The sequence below is a fragment of the Mycobacterium sp. SMC-13 genome, from assembly GCF_045311035.1.
In the GTDB taxonomy this organism is placed as follows: Bacteria; Actinomycetota; Actinomycetes; order Mycobacteriales; family Mycobacteriaceae; genus Mycobacterium.
Genome location: NZ_JBJIAI010000001.1, coordinates 188142 through 203535, shown reverse-complemented (window position 1 = coordinate 203535; position 15394 = coordinate 188142). Strand labels below are relative to the sequence as shown.

Annotated in this window: 13 protein-coding genes; 4 read left to right on the top strand and 9 right to left on the bottom strand. The window is 67.2% G+C overall.

The window, feature by feature from the left end; genetic code table 11:
* Window positions 1-215 precede the first annotated feature (215 nt).
* On the top strand, window positions 216-3614 hold the full coding sequence (locus ACJH6I_RS01000; protein ID WP_406783589.1) for a DEAD/DEAH box helicase family protein: 3399 nt from the start codon (window positions 216-218) through the stop codon (window positions 3612-3614).
* A 170-nt stretch (window positions 3615-3784) separates the two neighbouring features.
* On the opposite strand, the gene dxs is transcribed toward ACJH6I_RS01000, so the two are convergent.
* The 5 genes from dxs to ACJH6I_RS00975 form a co-directional block, all read right to left on the bottom strand.
* Complete coding sequence (gene dxs, locus ACJH6I_RS00995) at window positions 3785-5683, bottom strand: 1-deoxy-D-xylulose-5-phosphate synthase (RefSeq protein WP_318984409.1); 1899 nt, start codon at window positions 5681-5683, stop codon at window positions 3785-3787.
* A 36-nt stretch (window positions 5684-5719) separates the two neighbouring features.
* Window positions 5720-6997, bottom strand: a complete 1278-nt coding sequence (gene nhaA / locus ACJH6I_RS00990; protein ID WP_318984408.1) for a Na+/H+ antiporter NhaA — start codon at window positions 6995-6997, stop codon at window positions 5720-5722.
* 108 nt (window positions 6998-7105) lie between these two features.
* Entirely contained in the window at window positions 7106-7555 is a 450-nt protein-coding gene (locus tag ACJH6I_RS00985) for an SRPBCC family protein (protein WP_318984407.1), read from the bottom strand.
* Window positions 7556-7582: 27 nt separating this feature from the next.
* Window positions 7583-8782, bottom strand: a complete 1200-nt coding sequence (locus ACJH6I_RS00980) for a TRAM domain-containing protein (protein WP_318984406.1) — start codon at window positions 8780-8782, stop codon at window positions 7583-7585.
* The gene (locus ACJH6I_RS00975; RefSeq protein ID WP_318984405.1) at window positions 8779-10773 is read right to left on the bottom strand and encodes an APC family permease; all 1995 of its coding nucleotides are present in this window, start codon (window positions 10771-10773) and stop codon (window positions 8779-8781) included. Before ACJH6I_RS00975 ends, ACJH6I_RS00980 begins: the two co-directional genes overlap by 4 nt.
* Window positions 10774-10877: 104 nt before the next feature.
* On the opposite strand from ACJH6I_RS00975, the gene ACJH6I_RS00970 reads away from it, so the two are divergent.
* Both ACJH6I_RS00970 and ACJH6I_RS00965 read left to right on the top strand, forming a co-directional pair.
* On the top strand, window positions 10878-11552 hold the full coding sequence (locus ACJH6I_RS00970; RefSeq protein WP_081633431.1) for a TrkA family potassium uptake protein: 675 nt from the start codon (window positions 10878-10880) through the stop codon (window positions 11550-11552).
* Window positions 11553-11560: 8 nt separating this feature from the next.
* Window positions 11561-12220 carry a TrkA family potassium uptake protein gene (locus ACJH6I_RS00965; RefSeq protein WP_020101827.1) on the top strand — a complete coding sequence of 220 codons (660 nt, stop codon included), beginning with the start codon at window positions 11561-11563 and terminating at the stop codon, window positions 12218-12220.
* On the opposite strand, the gene ACJH6I_RS00960 is transcribed toward ACJH6I_RS00965, so the two are convergent.
* Window positions 12217-12810, bottom strand: coding sequence for a DUF3159 domain-containing protein (locus ACJH6I_RS00960; protein ID WP_406775696.1), 594 nt, complete (start codon window positions 12808-12810; stop codon window positions 12217-12219). The two genes, ACJH6I_RS00965 and ACJH6I_RS00960, sit on opposite strands and share 4 nt — an antisense overlap.
* 107 nt (window positions 12811-12917) lie before the next feature.
* Entirely contained in the window at window positions 12918-13289 is a 372-nt protein-coding gene (locus ACJH6I_RS00955; RefSeq protein WP_020101829.1) for an OB-fold nucleic acid binding domain-containing protein, read from the bottom strand.
* Between the two features lie 185 nt (window positions 13290-13474).
* Here ACJH6I_RS00955 and ACJH6I_RS00950 point away from each other — a divergent pair, with 185 nt between their 5' ends.
* Window positions 13475-14185, top strand: coding sequence for an alpha/beta hydrolase (locus tag ACJH6I_RS00950; RefSeq protein WP_318984404.1), 711 nt, complete (start codon window positions 13475-13477; stop codon window positions 14183-14185).
* Here ACJH6I_RS00950 and ACJH6I_RS00945 read toward each other — a convergent pair.
* Together ACJH6I_RS00945 and dut are read right to left on the bottom strand one after the other, a co-directional pair.
* Window positions 14172-14918 carry a DUF3710 domain-containing protein gene (locus ACJH6I_RS00945; RefSeq protein ID WP_318984403.1) on the bottom strand — a complete coding sequence of 249 codons (747 nt, stop codon included), beginning with the start codon at window positions 14916-14918 and terminating at the stop codon, window positions 14172-14174. The genes ACJH6I_RS00950 and ACJH6I_RS00945 overlap by 14 nt on opposite strands.
* Window positions 14918-15382, bottom strand: coding sequence for a dUTP diphosphatase (dut, locus tag ACJH6I_RS00940; protein WP_061006033.1), 465 nt, complete (start codon window positions 15380-15382; stop codon window positions 14918-14920). Before dut ends, ACJH6I_RS00945 begins: the two co-directional genes overlap by 1 nt.
* Window positions 15383-15394 lie beyond the last annotated feature (12 nt).

Sequence of the window (15394 nt, the reverse complement as noted above, 5' to 3'; positions counted from 1 at the left end):
AGTTTTTGAACCGAGCAACCAATCAGTCACAACTTGTCGGCTCGACATGCAACACTGCTCGGTTCGCCCGCCAGCAAAGGAATTCGCATCGTGACAACTCGTGACAACACCTCGACCATTGACCGGCAGAAATTGACGATCATGTTGCTCACTACCAGTACAGTGACCCTGTGAGTCCGACTATGTTCGTGAATGAACATTCCGGCTGAGCGCGGATGAGCAATTTCGCATTCATCGGTGCCGCTGAATGGCCCGACATCCAATCCGACTGTGCCCGCGCCGAGAGCTACCTGGCCTCCGATCCGCGCTCGGCCTGCATCTACGGCCGGCGCGCCATCGAACAACTCGTCGGCCTGCTTTACGACGTGATGGATCTCCCGCTGCCATACAAAGACGACCTGGCCGCCCGGATCAACGAACGTCCGTTCAGTACCCAAGTGCCGCCGGCAATCGTTCACAAGCTCAACCTGATTCGCAAAGCCGGCAACGCGGCGGTGCACGAACGGCGCGCCATCGCGCCGAACATCGCGCTCGCGGTCCTGCGGGAACTTCACCACGTCACGGTGTGGGCCGTCTACCACCACTCGGCCTATCCCAAGGCCGCGCCACTCAAGCTGCCGTTCGATCCCAAGCTGGCGGCGAAGGCCGCGCCCCTGAGCCGTGACGAGGTCGCCCAGCTGGCCACGAAGTTCAAGGCACAGGACGAAGCACACGCCAAAGCCCTGGCAGAAAAAGACGAGCTCGCCGCGTCGAAAGACGCCGAGATCGCCGCGCTGCGTGAGCAAATCAAAGCCGCCCAGGCCGCGAAGCAGCAGCCCGACGATCGCGACTACAACGAAGCGCAGACCCGCACCGAGTACATCGACCTCGATCTCGCCGAGGCCGGTTGGACCCTCGACCAACCACGGGACCGCGAGTTCGAAGTCACGGGAATGCCCAGCGGCGGCATGGGTTACGTCGACTATGTGCTGTGGGGTGCTGACGGTCTGCCACTCGCCGTCGTCGAAGCCAAGCGAACCAGCAAGAGCCCGCACGTCGGCCAGGAACAGGCCAAGCAATACGCCGACTGCCTGGAGCAGATGACCGGCCGACGGCCAATCATCTTCTACACCAACGGCTACGACCACTGGATGTGGGACGACGCCGGCGGGTATCCGCCCCGCCAGGTCCAAGGTTTCTTCACCGCCGACGAACTGGCCCTGGCGATTTCGCGGCGCACAACCCGCAGGTCGTTGGCGGACGCAGAGATCGACTCGGCGATAGTCGAGCGGCACTACCAGATTCACGCAATCCGCCGAGTTGGTGAGGAATTCACCGCGCACAAGCGCGAGGCGCTTCTGGTGATGGCGACGGGATCAGGCAAAACTCGCACCGTCATCGCACTGGTCAAGCAGCTTATGGAAGCCGGCTGGGTCAAGCGAGTGCTGTTCCTGGCCGACCGGACCGCCCTGGTCAATCAGGCCGTCGGCGCATTCAAGCAGCACCTGCCCAACGCCACAACGGTAAACCTGGTGACCGAGAAGATCACCGATGGCCGGGTCTACGTGAGCACCTACCCCACGATGATGAACCTCATCAACTCCGTCGACGACGGGCTACGGCCTTTCGGTCCAGGCTATTTCGACCTCGTCGTGATCGACGAGGCACACCGTTCGGTGTATCACAAGTACCGCACCATCTTCGACTGGTTCGACTCACTGCTCGTAGGGCTCACCGCGACGCCCAAAGACGAGGTTGACCACAACACCTACCGGCTGTTCAACCTCGAAGACGGCATGCCAACCGACGCCTACGGTTTGGACGACGCTGTCAAGGAAGGCTTTCTTGTTCCCGCCGTGGGAATTTCGGTTGGCACCAAGTTCCTGCGCCAAGGTATTCGCTACGACGAGTTGACCGAGGCCCAGAAGGACGAATGGGACTCCCTGGACTGGGGTGATGATGACACCCCCGACGCCATGTCGGCAGAAGAGCTGGGACGCTTCTGGTTCAACGCCGACACCGTCGACAAGATCTTGGCGCAGCTGATGTCGCAGGGGCACAAGGTCGCCGGCGGCGACCGACTCGGCAAGACGATCATCTTCGCCAAGAACCAAGCCCATGCACAGTTCATCGCCGAGCGGTTCAACATCCAATACCCCGAGTACGCCGGTACATTCGCGCGCGTCATCACCCACAGCACCGAGCGCGCTCAGAGCCTCATCGACGACTTCTCCGTCACCGACAAGGCACCGCACATCGCCATTTCCGTCGACATGCTGGACACCGGTGTCGATGTGCCGGATGTAGTGAACCTGGTCTTTTTCAAAGAAGTTCGGTCCAAGAGCAAGTTCTGGCAGATGATCGGCCGCGGAACTCGCTTGCGTCCCAACCTGTTCGGGCCCGGACAGGACAAGGAGAACTTCTACGTCTTCGACTGCTGCAGAAACCTGGAATTCTTCAATCAAGACCTGCCCGGTACGCAGGGCTCGCTACAGAAATCGCTGAACCAGCGACTCTTCGAAATCCGCCTCGGGCTGGTGACTGCGCTGGATTCCGCTGTTCCCGGGACGAATCCGCCTGAGGGCCATGGCACGGAATCTGAACGCGGCCTTCGCGTCGATACCGCATGGAGCCTGCACAAGATCGTCGTCGGCATGAACCTCGACAACGTGTTGGTCCGGCCCCACCGCCGACTCGTCGAACAGTACGCGCAATGGCCGGCGTGGTCGTCGTTGACGCATGAAGCTGCGAGCGACGTCGCCACCCAACTCGCCGGCCTGCCTTCCTCGGAACTGGACAACGACGAGCAGGCCAAGCGGTTCGACCTGCTGATCCTGCGCCGCCAACTGGCGCAACTCGACGGTGATGCTGTTGCCGCTGAACGGATCCGGACAAAAGTTCAGGACATCGCCGAGGAACTGCTGACCAAGACCTCGATCCCGTCGGTGGCCGCGCAACAGGCTCTCCTTGCCGACATCTGCGCCGACGAGTGGTGGGTCGACGTCACCTTGCCCATGCTCGAACTCGTCCGACTGCGGGTGCGGGCGCTGGTCCGCTTCCTGGACCCCGCTCAAAAGACTGTTGTGTACACCGACTTTCAGGACGAACTCGGTGAGACGACATTGATCGATCTGCCCAACGTCACGCCAGGGACCAACTGGGACCGGTTCAAAGCGAAAGCGCGGGCGTACCTCAGGTCCCATCTCGACCACATCACGCTGCAACGCCTGTACCGCAACAAGCCGCTGACGCCCGACGACCTGATCGCTCTGGAGCGCATGCTGCTCGACAGCGGCGTGGGCGATCCGGCCGACATCGACTTGGCGAAAGTAGAGGGCCTCGGACTGTTCGTGAGGTCGCTCGTCGGTCTGGATCGTGCCGCAGCGATAGAAGCGTTCGGGGCGTACCTCGACGGATCGCGCTTCACTGCGGACCAGATTCGGTTCATCAATCTCATCGTCAGCGAGCTGACGGCAACGGGCGTCGTCGCCGTCGCGCGACTCTACGATTCCCCCTACACCGACAAAGCGCCGACCGGCCCTGAAGAGGTGTTTACGGAAGCTGATGTCGACAACATCGTGTCGATACTGAACACCGTGCGAGCCAACGCAGCGCCCGAGGGTGGCGTCGCCTAGGTGCACAGTGAGCGCGAGGCTGACCCTGGTCGCACAAGTCTAGTCCAGAGCAGCCGCGTCAGACGCGGTGAGATGCGGTACCTCGATCGCCGCCGAGCGGCCCCAAAATGCCCGCGACACACCGCGAATCCGTGTACAAACACGGCCGCTCGCGGGAAATAAGGGGGCTACTACTGCGAGGCGATGTCGACCGAGCTGCCGAGGGCGGCGACCCAGCCGGTGACCTGGCGGGCGATGTCCTGGTCGGTCAGGCCGATGGACATCAGCACCTCGCTGCGGCTGGCGTGGTCCTGGAACTGCTGGGGCACGCCGACGTCGCGGCACGGCACGTCGATCTCGGCGCGACGCAGCGACGCCGAGACCGCGGAGCCGATGCCGCCGGCGACACCGTTGTCCTCAAGTGTCACAACGAGTTTGTGGGCCCGGGCCAGGTCGGCGATGGCCGCCGGGACCGGCAGCACCCAGCGGGGGTCGACGACCGTCACACCGATGCCCTGCTTGCGCAACCGGTCGGCGACGACGAGCGCCATCCGGGCGAACGCGCCGACGGCGACCAGCAGCACGTCGTCGGACAGGCCGTCGGCGGGCTCGGTCAGGATGTCGACGCCGTGCTGGCGGCGGACGGCGGGAATATCTTCGCCGACAGCGCCTTTCGGGAACCGCACCGCGGTGGGTCCGTCAGAGACCGCAAGCGCCTCGCCGAGTTCCTCACGCAGCCGGGCGGCATCGCGCGGTGCGGCGACCTGCATGCCGGGCACGATGCCGAGCATCGACATGTCCCACATGCCGTTGTGGCTGGCACCGTCGTTGCCGGTGATGCCGGCCCGGTCGAGAACCATGGTGACCGGCAGCTTGTGCAGCGCCACGTCCATCATGATCTGGTCGAACGCCCGGTTCAGGAATGTCGAGTAGATGGCGACGACGGGGTGCATGCCGCCCATCGCCAGACCCGCGGCCGACGTCATCGCGTGCTGCTCGGCGATACCGACGTCGAAGAACCGGTCCGGGAAACGCTGCCGGAACGCCGACAGGCCCGTCGGGCCCGGCATGGCCGCGGTGATCGCGACGATGTCGCGCCGCTTGGTGGCCTGCTTGATCAGCTCCTCGGAGAACACCGACGTCCAGCCCAGCACCGACTCGGCCGTGGACCGCCCGGTGTGCGGGTCGATGATGCCGGTCGAGTGCATCTGCTCGGCTTCGTCGTTCTCCGCGTGCGAGTAACCCATGCCCTTGCGGGTGACGACGTGCACGATCACCGGCGCGTTGAACCCGCGGGCATGCCGCAGCGCCGCCTCGACGGCGTGCTCGTCGTGCCCGTCGATGGGCCCGACGTACTTGAGCCCCAGATCGGTGAACAGTGCCTGCGGTGCCAGCGCGTCCTTGATGCCGGCCTTGATGCTGTGCACGCACTGGTAGCAGAACTCGCCGACCACGGGCACGCCGCGCAGCGCGTGCTTGCCCCGCTCCAGCGCCTTCTCGTAGCCGGGCTGCAGGCGCAGTGCCGCGAAGTGGTCGGCCAGGCCACCGATGGTCGGCGCGTAGCTGCGGCCGTTGTCGTTGACGACGATGACGATGGGCCGGTTGGCGGCCGCGATGTTGTTGAGCGCCTCCCAGCACATACCGCCGGTGAGCGCGCCGTCACCGACGACGGCGACGACGTGCCGGTTCCGGTAGCCGGAGAGTTCGAAGGCCTTGGCCAGGCCGTCGGCGTAGGACAGCGCGGTGCTGGCGTGGCTCGACTCGACCCAGTCGTGCTCGCTCTCGGCGCGGCACGGGTAGCCGGACAGGCCGCCCTTCATGCGCAGGGTCTCGAAGTCCGGGCACCGTCCGGTCAGCATCTTGTGGACATAGGCCTGGTGACCGGTGTCGAAGATGATCGGGTCGTGCGGCGAATCGAAGACGCGGTGCAGGGCGAGCGTCAGCTCCACGACGCCCAGGTTGGGGCCCAGATGCCCGCCGGTGGCGGCCACCTTGTGCACCAGGAATTCCCTGATCTCGGCGGCAAGTTCCGTCAGCTGAGGCTGCGACAGGTGCGCCAGATCAGCTGGGCCGCGGACCTGTTCAAGCATTCCGACAGTCTACGCACGCACTACGGGTAGAGCCGGTCAAGGCTGATAGATGTCCGGCACACCGTCGCCGTCGTCGTCGGCGGTCTCACGTTCGTGGATCCGGCGGTAGGCGGCGTTGCGCGACAGCAGCACGACCGCGGCCAGCATCCCGGCGATCACCGAACCGGCGAGCACGCCGATCTTGGCATCGGCGCCGGTGGCCGTGCCGGTGCCGAACGCCAGCTCACCGATCAGCAGCGAGACGGTGAAGCCGATCCCGGCCAGCATCGCCACCCCGGCGACGTCCAGCCAGCCCAGGCCCTCGTCGAGTTCGGCGCCGGTGAATCGCGCCAGCAGGAATGTGGTGCTGAACACACCGATGGCTTTGCCGAACACCAGCCCCAGCAGTACGCCGCCCGTCACCGGATGGGTGATCGCGTCCACCAGGCCGGGCCAACCACCGACGCTGACGCCCGCCGCGAAGAACGCGAAGACCGGCACCGCCACCCCGGCGGACAGCGGCCGCAGCGCGTGCTCGAACGCCTCGGCCGAGGCGTGCCTGCCCAGAACGGGTACCCCGAACCCGAGGAGCACGCCGGCCACCGTGGCATGGATGCCGCTCGCGTGCACCAGCGCCCAGGTCGCCACCGCGAGCGGCAACAGCAGCCACCAGTGCCGGATGCCGCGCTGCACGGCCGCGACGAACAACCCACCGGGAATCACCGCGAGCGCCAGCGCCGTGGGATTGAGGTGATCGGTGTAGAAGCACGCGATGACGATGATGGCCAGGAGGTCGTCGACCACGGCGAGCGTCAGCAGGAACGTGCGCAGCGCGGTGGGCAGATGTGTGGAGATGACGGCCAGGACCGCAAGGGCGAAGGCGATGTCCGTCGCGATCGGCACCGCCCAGCCGTCCAGATTCTCGGGGTGCCCGAGCGCCAGGTTCAGGCCCACGAAGATGGCGGCGGGTGCCGCCATGCCACCGACGGCCGCTGCGATGGGCAGCGCGGCGCGCGCCGGATCGCGCAGGTCGCCCGCGACGAATTCGCGCTTGAGCTCGACACCGACGACGAAGAAGAAGACCGCCAGGAGCCCGTCGGCCGCCCAGGCCGAGAGGCTCAGGTGCAGATGCCACGACGCCGGGCCGACCGCGAACTCGGACAGTGCGTGATAGCTGTGCGCGGCAGGCGAATTGGCCCAGATCAGGGCGACACCGGCCGCCAGCAACAGCAGGATGCCGCCGACGGTCTCCTTGCGCAGGATCTCGGTGAACCGCTGGGCTTCGGGCCAGCTGCCCCGGCTCAGCAGGCGCCGGCGCGTGTTGCGGTTGGTCATCGGGACTCTCCTGGGCAGCGTTGAACGGCGCCGACCAGGCTTCCCGGCACACCTGTCCGCTAAGTTAGCAGCCGGGCCGAGCACCGACAGCGTGCCCGCACCGCGCCGCTACGCGCCCTCCGATTCGAGGATGGTCTTCAACCGCTTGAGGTCATTGGTGGTGGCGCGCTTCATCGCCCCCGCCATCAGCGGCGCGACGAGGCGCGAGAAACCGCTCGGCGCACCGCGATTGCGCAGCCGCATCCGCGTGGTCTGCGCGTCGACATCGGTCCACTCGTAGATGGTTTCCATCGGGAATGGTCCTTCGGCGGTGCGCATGACGAGACGGCGGTCGGGAACCAACTCCACGACCTCGTAGGTGTACGTCAGGGTCCGGCGCAGAAACGAGGCGGTGAAGGTGAATTGCGACCCCACCGCCAACGGTCGGGCGGTGACCCAACTCGCAGACCGGATGTTGACGTACCACTGTGGGGCGTTGTCGGGTTCGGCGGCGTAGGCGGCCACGACACCGCGGGGCCGCGCAATGACGCATTCCACAGACACATCCACGGTGGCCATCAGGCAGCCCTTCCACTTGTGAAACCGCTAGCGCGTCAGCAGCGCCACACACTCGACGTGGTGCGTCAGCGGGAACGAGTCGAAAACCCGCAGGTTCGCCACCTCGTAACCGTGTCCACGGTAGAGACCGATGTCGCGCGCGAAAGAGGCTGCCTCACAACCGATGTGGATCACGCGGGGCACCCCTGCAGCGGCCAGCTGATCGATGACCTCGTGCCCGGCGCCGGTCCGGGGCGGGTCCAGCACCGCGACGTCGGCCGCCACCCGCTGGGTGCCCAGCGCCCGGCGCACCGAATCGGTCAGCACCTCGACGCTGCCCAGGTCGCCCAGCGCGGCCCGGGCGGCGCGCGCCGATCCGCGCGACGTGTCGACCGTCAGCACGCGACCCGACTCCCCCACCGCGCCGGCCAGTGCCGCCGCGAAAACGCCTGCGCCGCCGTACAAATCCCATGCCGTCTGGCCCTCGGACAGCTCCGCCCACTCGGCGACCAGGGCACTGTAGGTGGTGGCGGCGTCACGATGGGACTGCCAGAACGCCGTCACGGGCACGCGCCATTCCCGATCGCCGACGCGCTGCACGGCCTCGTACTCGCCCGAGACCACCTCGGTCAGGCCGCGTTTGGCGTTCTTTCCCGCGCCCTTCTTGGCGTGCGGAACGGACCGCACGACGTGCCGGTGTCCGGCGTCGTCGAGTACGACATGCAGGTGCGCGCCGGGCGGTTGCAACGGCAGATCGTCCAACATCCCGGCCGGCACCTGGGCACACGACAGGTCGGTCACCAGTTCGTCGCTGTGATACCGGTGGAACCCGGCGCGGCCGTCCGCGCCGACCTCCAGGCGCACCCGGGTACGCCACCCGGTCGGGCCGACGGTGCCGACCTCTTCGGCGACGAGGTCGCCCGCCTCATAGCCGCCGAGGCGCGCCAGCTGATTGGCCACCACCTCGCCCTTGAGCCGCCGCGCCGCGGCGGGATCGACGAAAGCCAGGTCGCAGCAACCGGATCCCTGTGCACCGGCGATCGCGCACAGTGATGCCACCCGGTCGGGCGAAGGCTCGAGCACCTCGACAGCGTCGGCGTGCCAGTACGACCCGCGCTCGGACGTCACCTCGGCGCGCACCACCTCGCCCGGCAGGGCATGGCGGACGAAGATCACGCGGCCGTCGTGGCGCGCGACGCAGCTGCCACCGTTGGCCGGCGGGCCCACGGTCAGTGTTACTTCACTCACTCGATGATGCCCCGTCGGGTGTCACCGGGCGCCGAGCCCGGCGTCATGGTCACCTTCACGCGCTCGGACGAATTCAGCTGCCACGGAACGGAAGTCACCATCACATTCGGGATGAACAGCAGCCTGCCCTTGAGGCGCAGCGCGCTCTGGTTGTGCAGGATGTGCTCCCACCAGTGGCCCACCACATACTCCGGGATGAACACCGTCACGACGGTGCGCTTCGACTCGGCCGTGATGCGCTTGACGTAATCGAGGATGGGCCTGGTGATCTCGCGGTACGGCGAGGCGATGACCTTGAGCGGTACCGACACGTCGCTGTCTTCCCACTTGTGCACCAGCTCGCGGGTCTCGGCGTCGTCGACGCTGACGGTGATGGCCTCCAGGACATCCGGGCGGGTCGCCTTCGCGTAGGCCAGGGCCCGCAGCGTCGGCAGGTGCAGATTGGACACCAGCACGACGGCGTGGTTTCGGCTGGGCAGCACCACGTCCTCGTCCGGCCCCGATTGGGAGCGCAGCTCCTGGGCGACGGTGTCGTAGTGCTTGTGGATCGCCTTCATGAGGACGAACAGCAGGCTCATCGCCAGGATCGCGATCCACGCGCCGGCCAGGAACTTCGTCACGATGACCACCAGCAGCACGGCGCCCGTGCAGATGAATCCGATGGTGTTGACGACCCGCGCGCGCTGCATGCGGCGACGCTCGGACGCTTCGGTCTCGGTGCGCAGCAACCGGTTCCAGTGCCGCACCATGCCGATCTGGCTCAGTGTGAACGACACGAACACGCCGACGATGTACAGCTGGATCAGCGCCGTGACCTCGGCGTTGAACGCCACCACGAAGGCGATGGCGGCGAACGCGAGGAACAGGATGCCGTTGGAGAACGCGAGCCGGTCACCGCGGGTGTGCAGCTGCCGCGGCAGGTAGCGGTCCTGCGCCAGGATCGAGCCCAGCACCGGGAAACCGTTGAACGCGGTGTTGGCGGCCAGCACCAGGATCAGCGCCGTGACACCGGCGATCAGATAGAGCCCCACCGGGAAGCCCTGGAACACCGCCTCGGCCAGCTGGGTGACGACCGTCTTCTGGTGGTAGTCGGCGGGCGCGCCCTCCAGCTGGTCGACGCTGTCGGCCATCTTCAGGCCGATCTGCTTCGCCAGCACGATGATGCCCATGAACAACGACACCGCGATGGCGCCGAGCAGCAGCAGCGTCGTTGCGGCGTTGCGCGACTTGGGCTTCTGGAACGCCGGCACGCCGTTGCTGATGGCTTCCACACCCGTGAGGGCGGCACAGCCCGACGAGAACGCCCGGGCCACGAGAAAGACCATCGCGAAGCCCAGCACGTCGCCGTGCTCGGACTTGATGGTGAAACCGGCGGACTCGGCCCGCAGCGGGTGGCCCAGCACGAAGATCTGGATGAAGCCCCAGGCCAACATGATGTACATGCCGATCATGAAGGCGTAGGTGGGAACCGCGAAGGCAGTACCCGATTCCCGGATGCCGCGCAGGTTCAGCGACGCCAGGATCAGGATCGCCAGGACCGACAGCAACACCTTGTTCTGGGCGATGAACGGTACGGCCGATCCGATGTTGGACATCGCGGACGCCGTCGACACCGCGACCGTCAGCACATAGTCGACCAGCAGCGCGCTCGCCACCGTCAACCCCGCGGTGTGCCCGAGGTTGGTCGTGACCACCTCGTAGTCGCCGCCGCCGGACGGATAGGCATGCACGTTCTGCCGGTAACTGGCGATCACGATGAGCATGACTGCGGCCACCGCGAGACCGACCCAAGGCGCCATCGAATAGGCGGACAGACCGGCGACCGACAGCACCAGGAAGATTTCCTCCGGCGCGTAGGCCACCGACGACAGCGCATCCGACGCGAACACCGGAAGAGCGATACGTTTGGGCAGCAACGTGTGGGCGAGCTTGTCGCTTCGGAAGGGTCGGCCGAGGACCAACCGGCGCGTCGCGGTCGAAAGCTTGGACACGAGAGCCAAGGGTAAGCCCCAAGGGCCCGGGTTGTAGCGTTCGGACTGAGCTGAGGCAGGAAATTCGCTTCAGGGCCGGCTTCCGGCCCAGAAAGGATCGGCTGGTGCGAGTAGTCGTGATGGGCTGCGGCCGCGTTGGCGCATCGCTGGCGGACGGATTGGCCCGCATCGGCCATGAGGTCGCCGTGATCGACCGGGACAAGACGGCGTTCCACCGGCTGTCCCCGGAATTCCCCGGAGAACGCGTGCTGGGCATGGGTTTTGACCGGGATGTGCTGGAGCGGGCCGGTATCGAAGAGGCCGGTGCCTTCGCCGCGGTGTCCTCCGGTGACAACTCGAACATCATCTCGGCGCGCGTCGCGCGCGAGACGTTCGGTGTGCAGCGCGTCGTGGCGCGTATCTATGACGCCAAGCGCGCGGCGGTGTACGAGCGGCTGGGCATCCCGACCATCGCGACCGTGCCGTGGACCACCGACCGGTTGCTGAATCTGCTGACCCGCGAGACCGAGACCACCAAGTGGCGCGATCCGTCGGGCAACGTCGGCGTCACCGAACTGTCCCTGCACGAGGACTGGGTCGGCTACCGCGTCACCGCGCTGGAAGGCGCGACCGGCGGCCGCGTCGCGTTCCTCATCCGGTTCGGCAGCGGCGTGCTGCCCGACGCCAAGACCGTCATCCAGGCCGGCGATCAGGTGTACATGGCCGCGGTGTCGGGCCGTGTCGCCGAAGCCATCGCCATCGCATCACTGCCGCCCGGCGACGACGTCGAAAGCCACTAGGAGCGCACATGAAGGTCGCAATCGCGGGCGCCGGCGCCGTCGGCCGCTCCATCGCGCGGGAACTGGTCGATCACCACGAGGTGACGCTGCTGGAACGCAATCCGGACCACATCGACGTCGACGCCGTCCCCGCGGCGCAGTGGCGCCTCGGCGACGCCTGCGAGATCTCGCTGCTCGAGTCCGTCAAGCTGCATGAGTTCGACGTCGTCATCGCCGCCACCGGCGACGACAAGGCCAACGTGGTGGTGAGCCTGCTCGCCAAGACCGAGTTCGCGGTCCCCCGCGTCGTGGCCCGCGTCAACGACCCGCGCAACGAGTGGCTGTTCGACGACAGCTGGGGCGTCGACGTCGCCGTGTCGACGCCCCGCATGCTGGCGTCGCTGGTCGAAGAAGCCGTGTCGGTGGGCGACCTGGTCCGGCTGATGAGCTTCCGCAAGGGCCAGGCCAACCTGGTCGAGATCACGCTGCCCGACGACACACCCTGGGGCGGCAAGGCCGTCAAGCGACTCCAACTGCCCCGGGATGCCACGTTGGTGACCATCCTGCGCGGCCCGCGCGTCATCGTGCCCGAATCGGACGAGCCGCTCGAGGGCGGCGACGAACTGCTGTTCGTCGCGGTGGCCGAGGTCGAGCAGGAGCTGCGCAACCAGGTGCTGAATCCGGGCTAATCCTCGGTGACGTGGTGTTCGGCGTCGCGGATGGCCTTCTGGGCCGTCCGGATGGCCAGGTAGGACGCCAGCGCGGCGACCGCGGTGAGCGGCCAGCCCATGGCGATCCGGGCCACCCCGAGCAGACCCGTCTGGTCCAGCCCGTACAGGTGGTTCTGGACCAGGAAGCGTGCCCCGAACACCAGCGCCCACACCGCGGTCGCGATGTCGAACGCCAGCACCGCCCGCCGGACGTCGCGCCAGCTGCGGTCGTGTCCGGTGACCCAGCTCCAGCCGTAGCCGACCAGGGGGCGCCGGATGAGGATCGAGATCGCGAACACCGCGGCATAGATCAGCGATGACCAGATGCCAAGCAGGAAATAGCCTTTCGAGGCGCCGATCACGTAGGCGATCAGCGCGCTGATCCCGACGCCGATGAAGCCCGACACCGCCGGCTGCACCGATTCGCGCCGCGCCAGCCGCCAGATGAGAACCAGGGCGGCGACGCCGAGCGCTGCGTAGATCGCGGCGGTCAGCCCGAAAAAGCTCGAGACGGGGACGAAAACGAGGACCGGCAGGGACGAATAGATGAGGCCGCTCAGGCCGCCCATCTGCTCCAGCAGGACGTGCGCCGTCAGTTTGGCGTCGCCGTCATCCTGCTGGGCCTCGATGTCGGCTTCGGCCTGCGCGTCGTTCGCGGTCCCCTTGTCGGGGAAGGTCACTTCTGAATCTCGTAATGCGGGTTGTAGATCGCTTTGGCCCCGCTGTCCAAGTTGCCGAGTCGTCCGTGCACCCGCAGGGTGCGCCCGGATTCGATGCCTGGGATACGCCGCTGACCCAACCAGACCAGCGTGACCGTGTCGGTGCCGTCGAACAGCTCGGCTCGCACGCCGCCCGAACAGCCCTTGCCGTTGGTCTCGACACACCGCAGCGTGCCGACCATCGTCACTTCCTGTCCGCGCGTGCAGTCCACCGCTCGCATGGCGCCGGTGTTCAGGGCCTCGTCGTTCAGCTCCTGGACATCGCTCTGTTCGAGGTCCTCGGTAAGCCGCCGGGTGAGTCGGCGTAAATAGCCTTCCGCCGTAGCCATGGTCTCTCCTGAGACTTGCTGCGAATCCACCGTGGACCCGCTATCTAACCAACGTCACGCTAGACCTCTTGGTTCCGATTCGCCATTTCGGCACGGGATATATCTTCGTTATCCCGCTCACTGGACGGCACGGCCGCCCGGACCCCCTTGCGTGCGCCGTCCCGGCCGCCGGGCACCATCGAGGGATGACGGCCAACTTGCAGGGGATGACCGCGGTACTGCTGCCCGGGACGGGATCGGACGACGACTACATCCGCCGGGCCTTCGGCGGCGCCCTGCTCGAAGCGGGTGCCGTGGTGATCGCCCCGCGGCCGCTGCCGGGCGACCTGATCGCCGGTTATGTCGAGGCGCTCGACGCCGCCGCGCAACACGGCCCGATCATCGTCGGCGGCGTGTCCCTGGGCGCTGCGGTCGCCACGAACTGGGCGCTCAAGCATCCCGAACAGTGCATCGCCGTCCTGGCCGCCCTGCCCGCCTGGACCGGCGAGTCCGACGGCGCGCCGGCCGCCCAGGCCGCCCGCTACTCGGCGCAGCAACTACGCGAGATCGGGCTCGATGCGGCGGTCGCCGGCATGCGCGCGGGCAGCCCGGCCTGGCTCGCGGATGAACTGACGCGGTCGTGGACGGCACAGTGGCCCGGCCTGCCGGATGCGATGGAAGAAGCGGCCGGTTATGGCGGGCCGACGCGCGAACAGCTCGCCGAGCTGCAGGTGCCGATGGGTGTCGCCGGGGCGGTCGACGACGCCGTGCACCCCGTCGCGGTCGCCGCGGAGTGGGCCGTGGCGGCTCCCCGGGCCGCGCTGCGGACCGTCACCCTCGATGCGATGGGCGAAGAGCCGACAGTGCTCGGTGACGCCTGTGTGGCCGCGTTGCGGGAGGCCGTCAGCCTCCTGTGATGGTGCCCATCTGCTGGGTGCGCAGCTGCTGCATGGCCGAGCCCTGCTCGCTGCGACGGGCGTCGGGCTCCCCTTCGGGCTGCTGTTGCCCGAACTGCTGCTGCAGCTGTTCGAGCGCCTGCTGAGCCTGCTCCATCTGCTGCTGCGCCATCTGCTGGGCCGCGGCGCGCAGCTGCTCCAGCAGCGGCTCGGACAGCTGCACCGGCAGCGGGCTGCGAACCGGCAGCGGGGTGTCGCCACGACGAACCACGGTGTCCGCCAACGAGGTTCGCGCCTCGTCGGCGATGGCGTCGATGGTCTCCTCGGTGCCGACGACGACACAGCGCACCATCCACCGGTAGCCGTCGGTCCCGATGAAACGCATCACGACCTGCGGCTGGCCGGGCTGCGGCACCGGCAGGCCCACGACCTCCCGGCCCCACGGCCCGTCTTCGATGCGCGCCTGCGCGTTGTCGTTGCGCAGCGATTCGGCCAGTTCCGCGGCGATCTCACGCCACAGCCCGCCGGTCTTGGGTGCGGCGTACGCGGCCACGGAGAACCGCCCGTTGGGCGTCATGATCCAGACGGCGTTCGGCACGCCCTGCTCGTTGACCTCGACGTTGAGCTGCGAACCGTCGGGCACCGGGACGAGCACGCCACCCAGGTCCAGGCGGGCCGCCTCGGCGTCGGCCGGGTCGTCGAAGTCCTCGATGTCGAAGGGGCCGTCTTCTTCGGGGTTGAACTCGAATGCCATCACAAACTCGCATGTCCGCCGGAGGAACCGTGGCCGCCCGCGCCACGTGAGGTGTCAGCCAGCCCCGCCTCGTCGAACGACGTGACCTCGACCAGCTCGGGCAACTCGACCCGCTGCACGAGCAGCTGCGCGATCCGGTCACCGCGTTTCACGATGATGGGCTCGCTGGGGTCGAGGTTGATGAGCGCCACCTTGATCTCACCGCGGTACCCGGCGTCGACGGTCCCGGGCGCGTTGACGATCGAAAGGCCAACGCGGATGGCCAATCCCGATCGCGGATGCACCAAGCCGACCATGCCGTGCGGAATCGCGACGGCGATCCCCGTCGGCACCAATTCGCGCTGACCGGGGGCCAGTTCGAGGTCGATCGCGCTGAACAGATCGACGCCGGCATCGCCGTCGTGAGCACGGGCCGGCATCGGCAGATCCCGGTCCAACCGAACTACCGCCAGAGAGGTGGACACGACCGCACAGAC

Bases quoted from the DNA above. Each gene is read 5' to 3' on its own strand.
- ACJH6I_RS01000 (WP_406783589.1), top strand. From the start codon at position 216: ATGAGCAATTTCGCATTCATCGGTGCCGCTGAATGGCCCGACATCCAA.
- dxs (WP_318984409.1), bottom strand. From the start codon at position 5,683: ATGCTTGAACAGGTCCGCGGCCCAGCTGATCTGGCGCACCTGTCGCAG.
- nhaA (WP_318984408.1), bottom strand. From the start codon at position 6,997: ATGACCAACCGCAACACGCGCCGGCGCCTGCTGAGCCGGGGCAGCTGG.
- ACJH6I_RS00985 (WP_318984407.1), bottom strand. From the start codon at position 7,555: ATGGCCACCGTGGATGTGTCTGTGGAATGCGTCATTGCGCGGCCCCGC.
- ACJH6I_RS00965 (WP_020101827.1), top strand. From the start codon at position 11,561: ATGAAGGTCGCAATCGCGGGCGCCGGCGCCGTCGGCCGCTCCATCGCG.
- ACJH6I_RS00960 (WP_406775696.1), bottom strand. From the start codon at position 12,810: ATGGGCGGCCTGAGCGGCCTCATCTATTCGTCCCTGCCGGTCCTCGTT.
- ACJH6I_RS00955 (WP_020101829.1), bottom strand. From the start codon at position 13,289: ATGGCTACGGCGGAAGGCTATTTACGCCGACTCACCCGGCGGCTTACC.
- ACJH6I_RS00950 (WP_318984404.1), top strand. From the start codon at position 13,475: ATGACGGCCAACTTGCAGGGGATGACCGCGGTACTGCTGCCCGGGACG.
- ACJH6I_RS00945 (WP_318984403.1), bottom strand. From the start codon at position 14,918: ATGGCATTCGAGTTCAACCCCGAAGAAGACGGCCCCTTCGACATCGAG.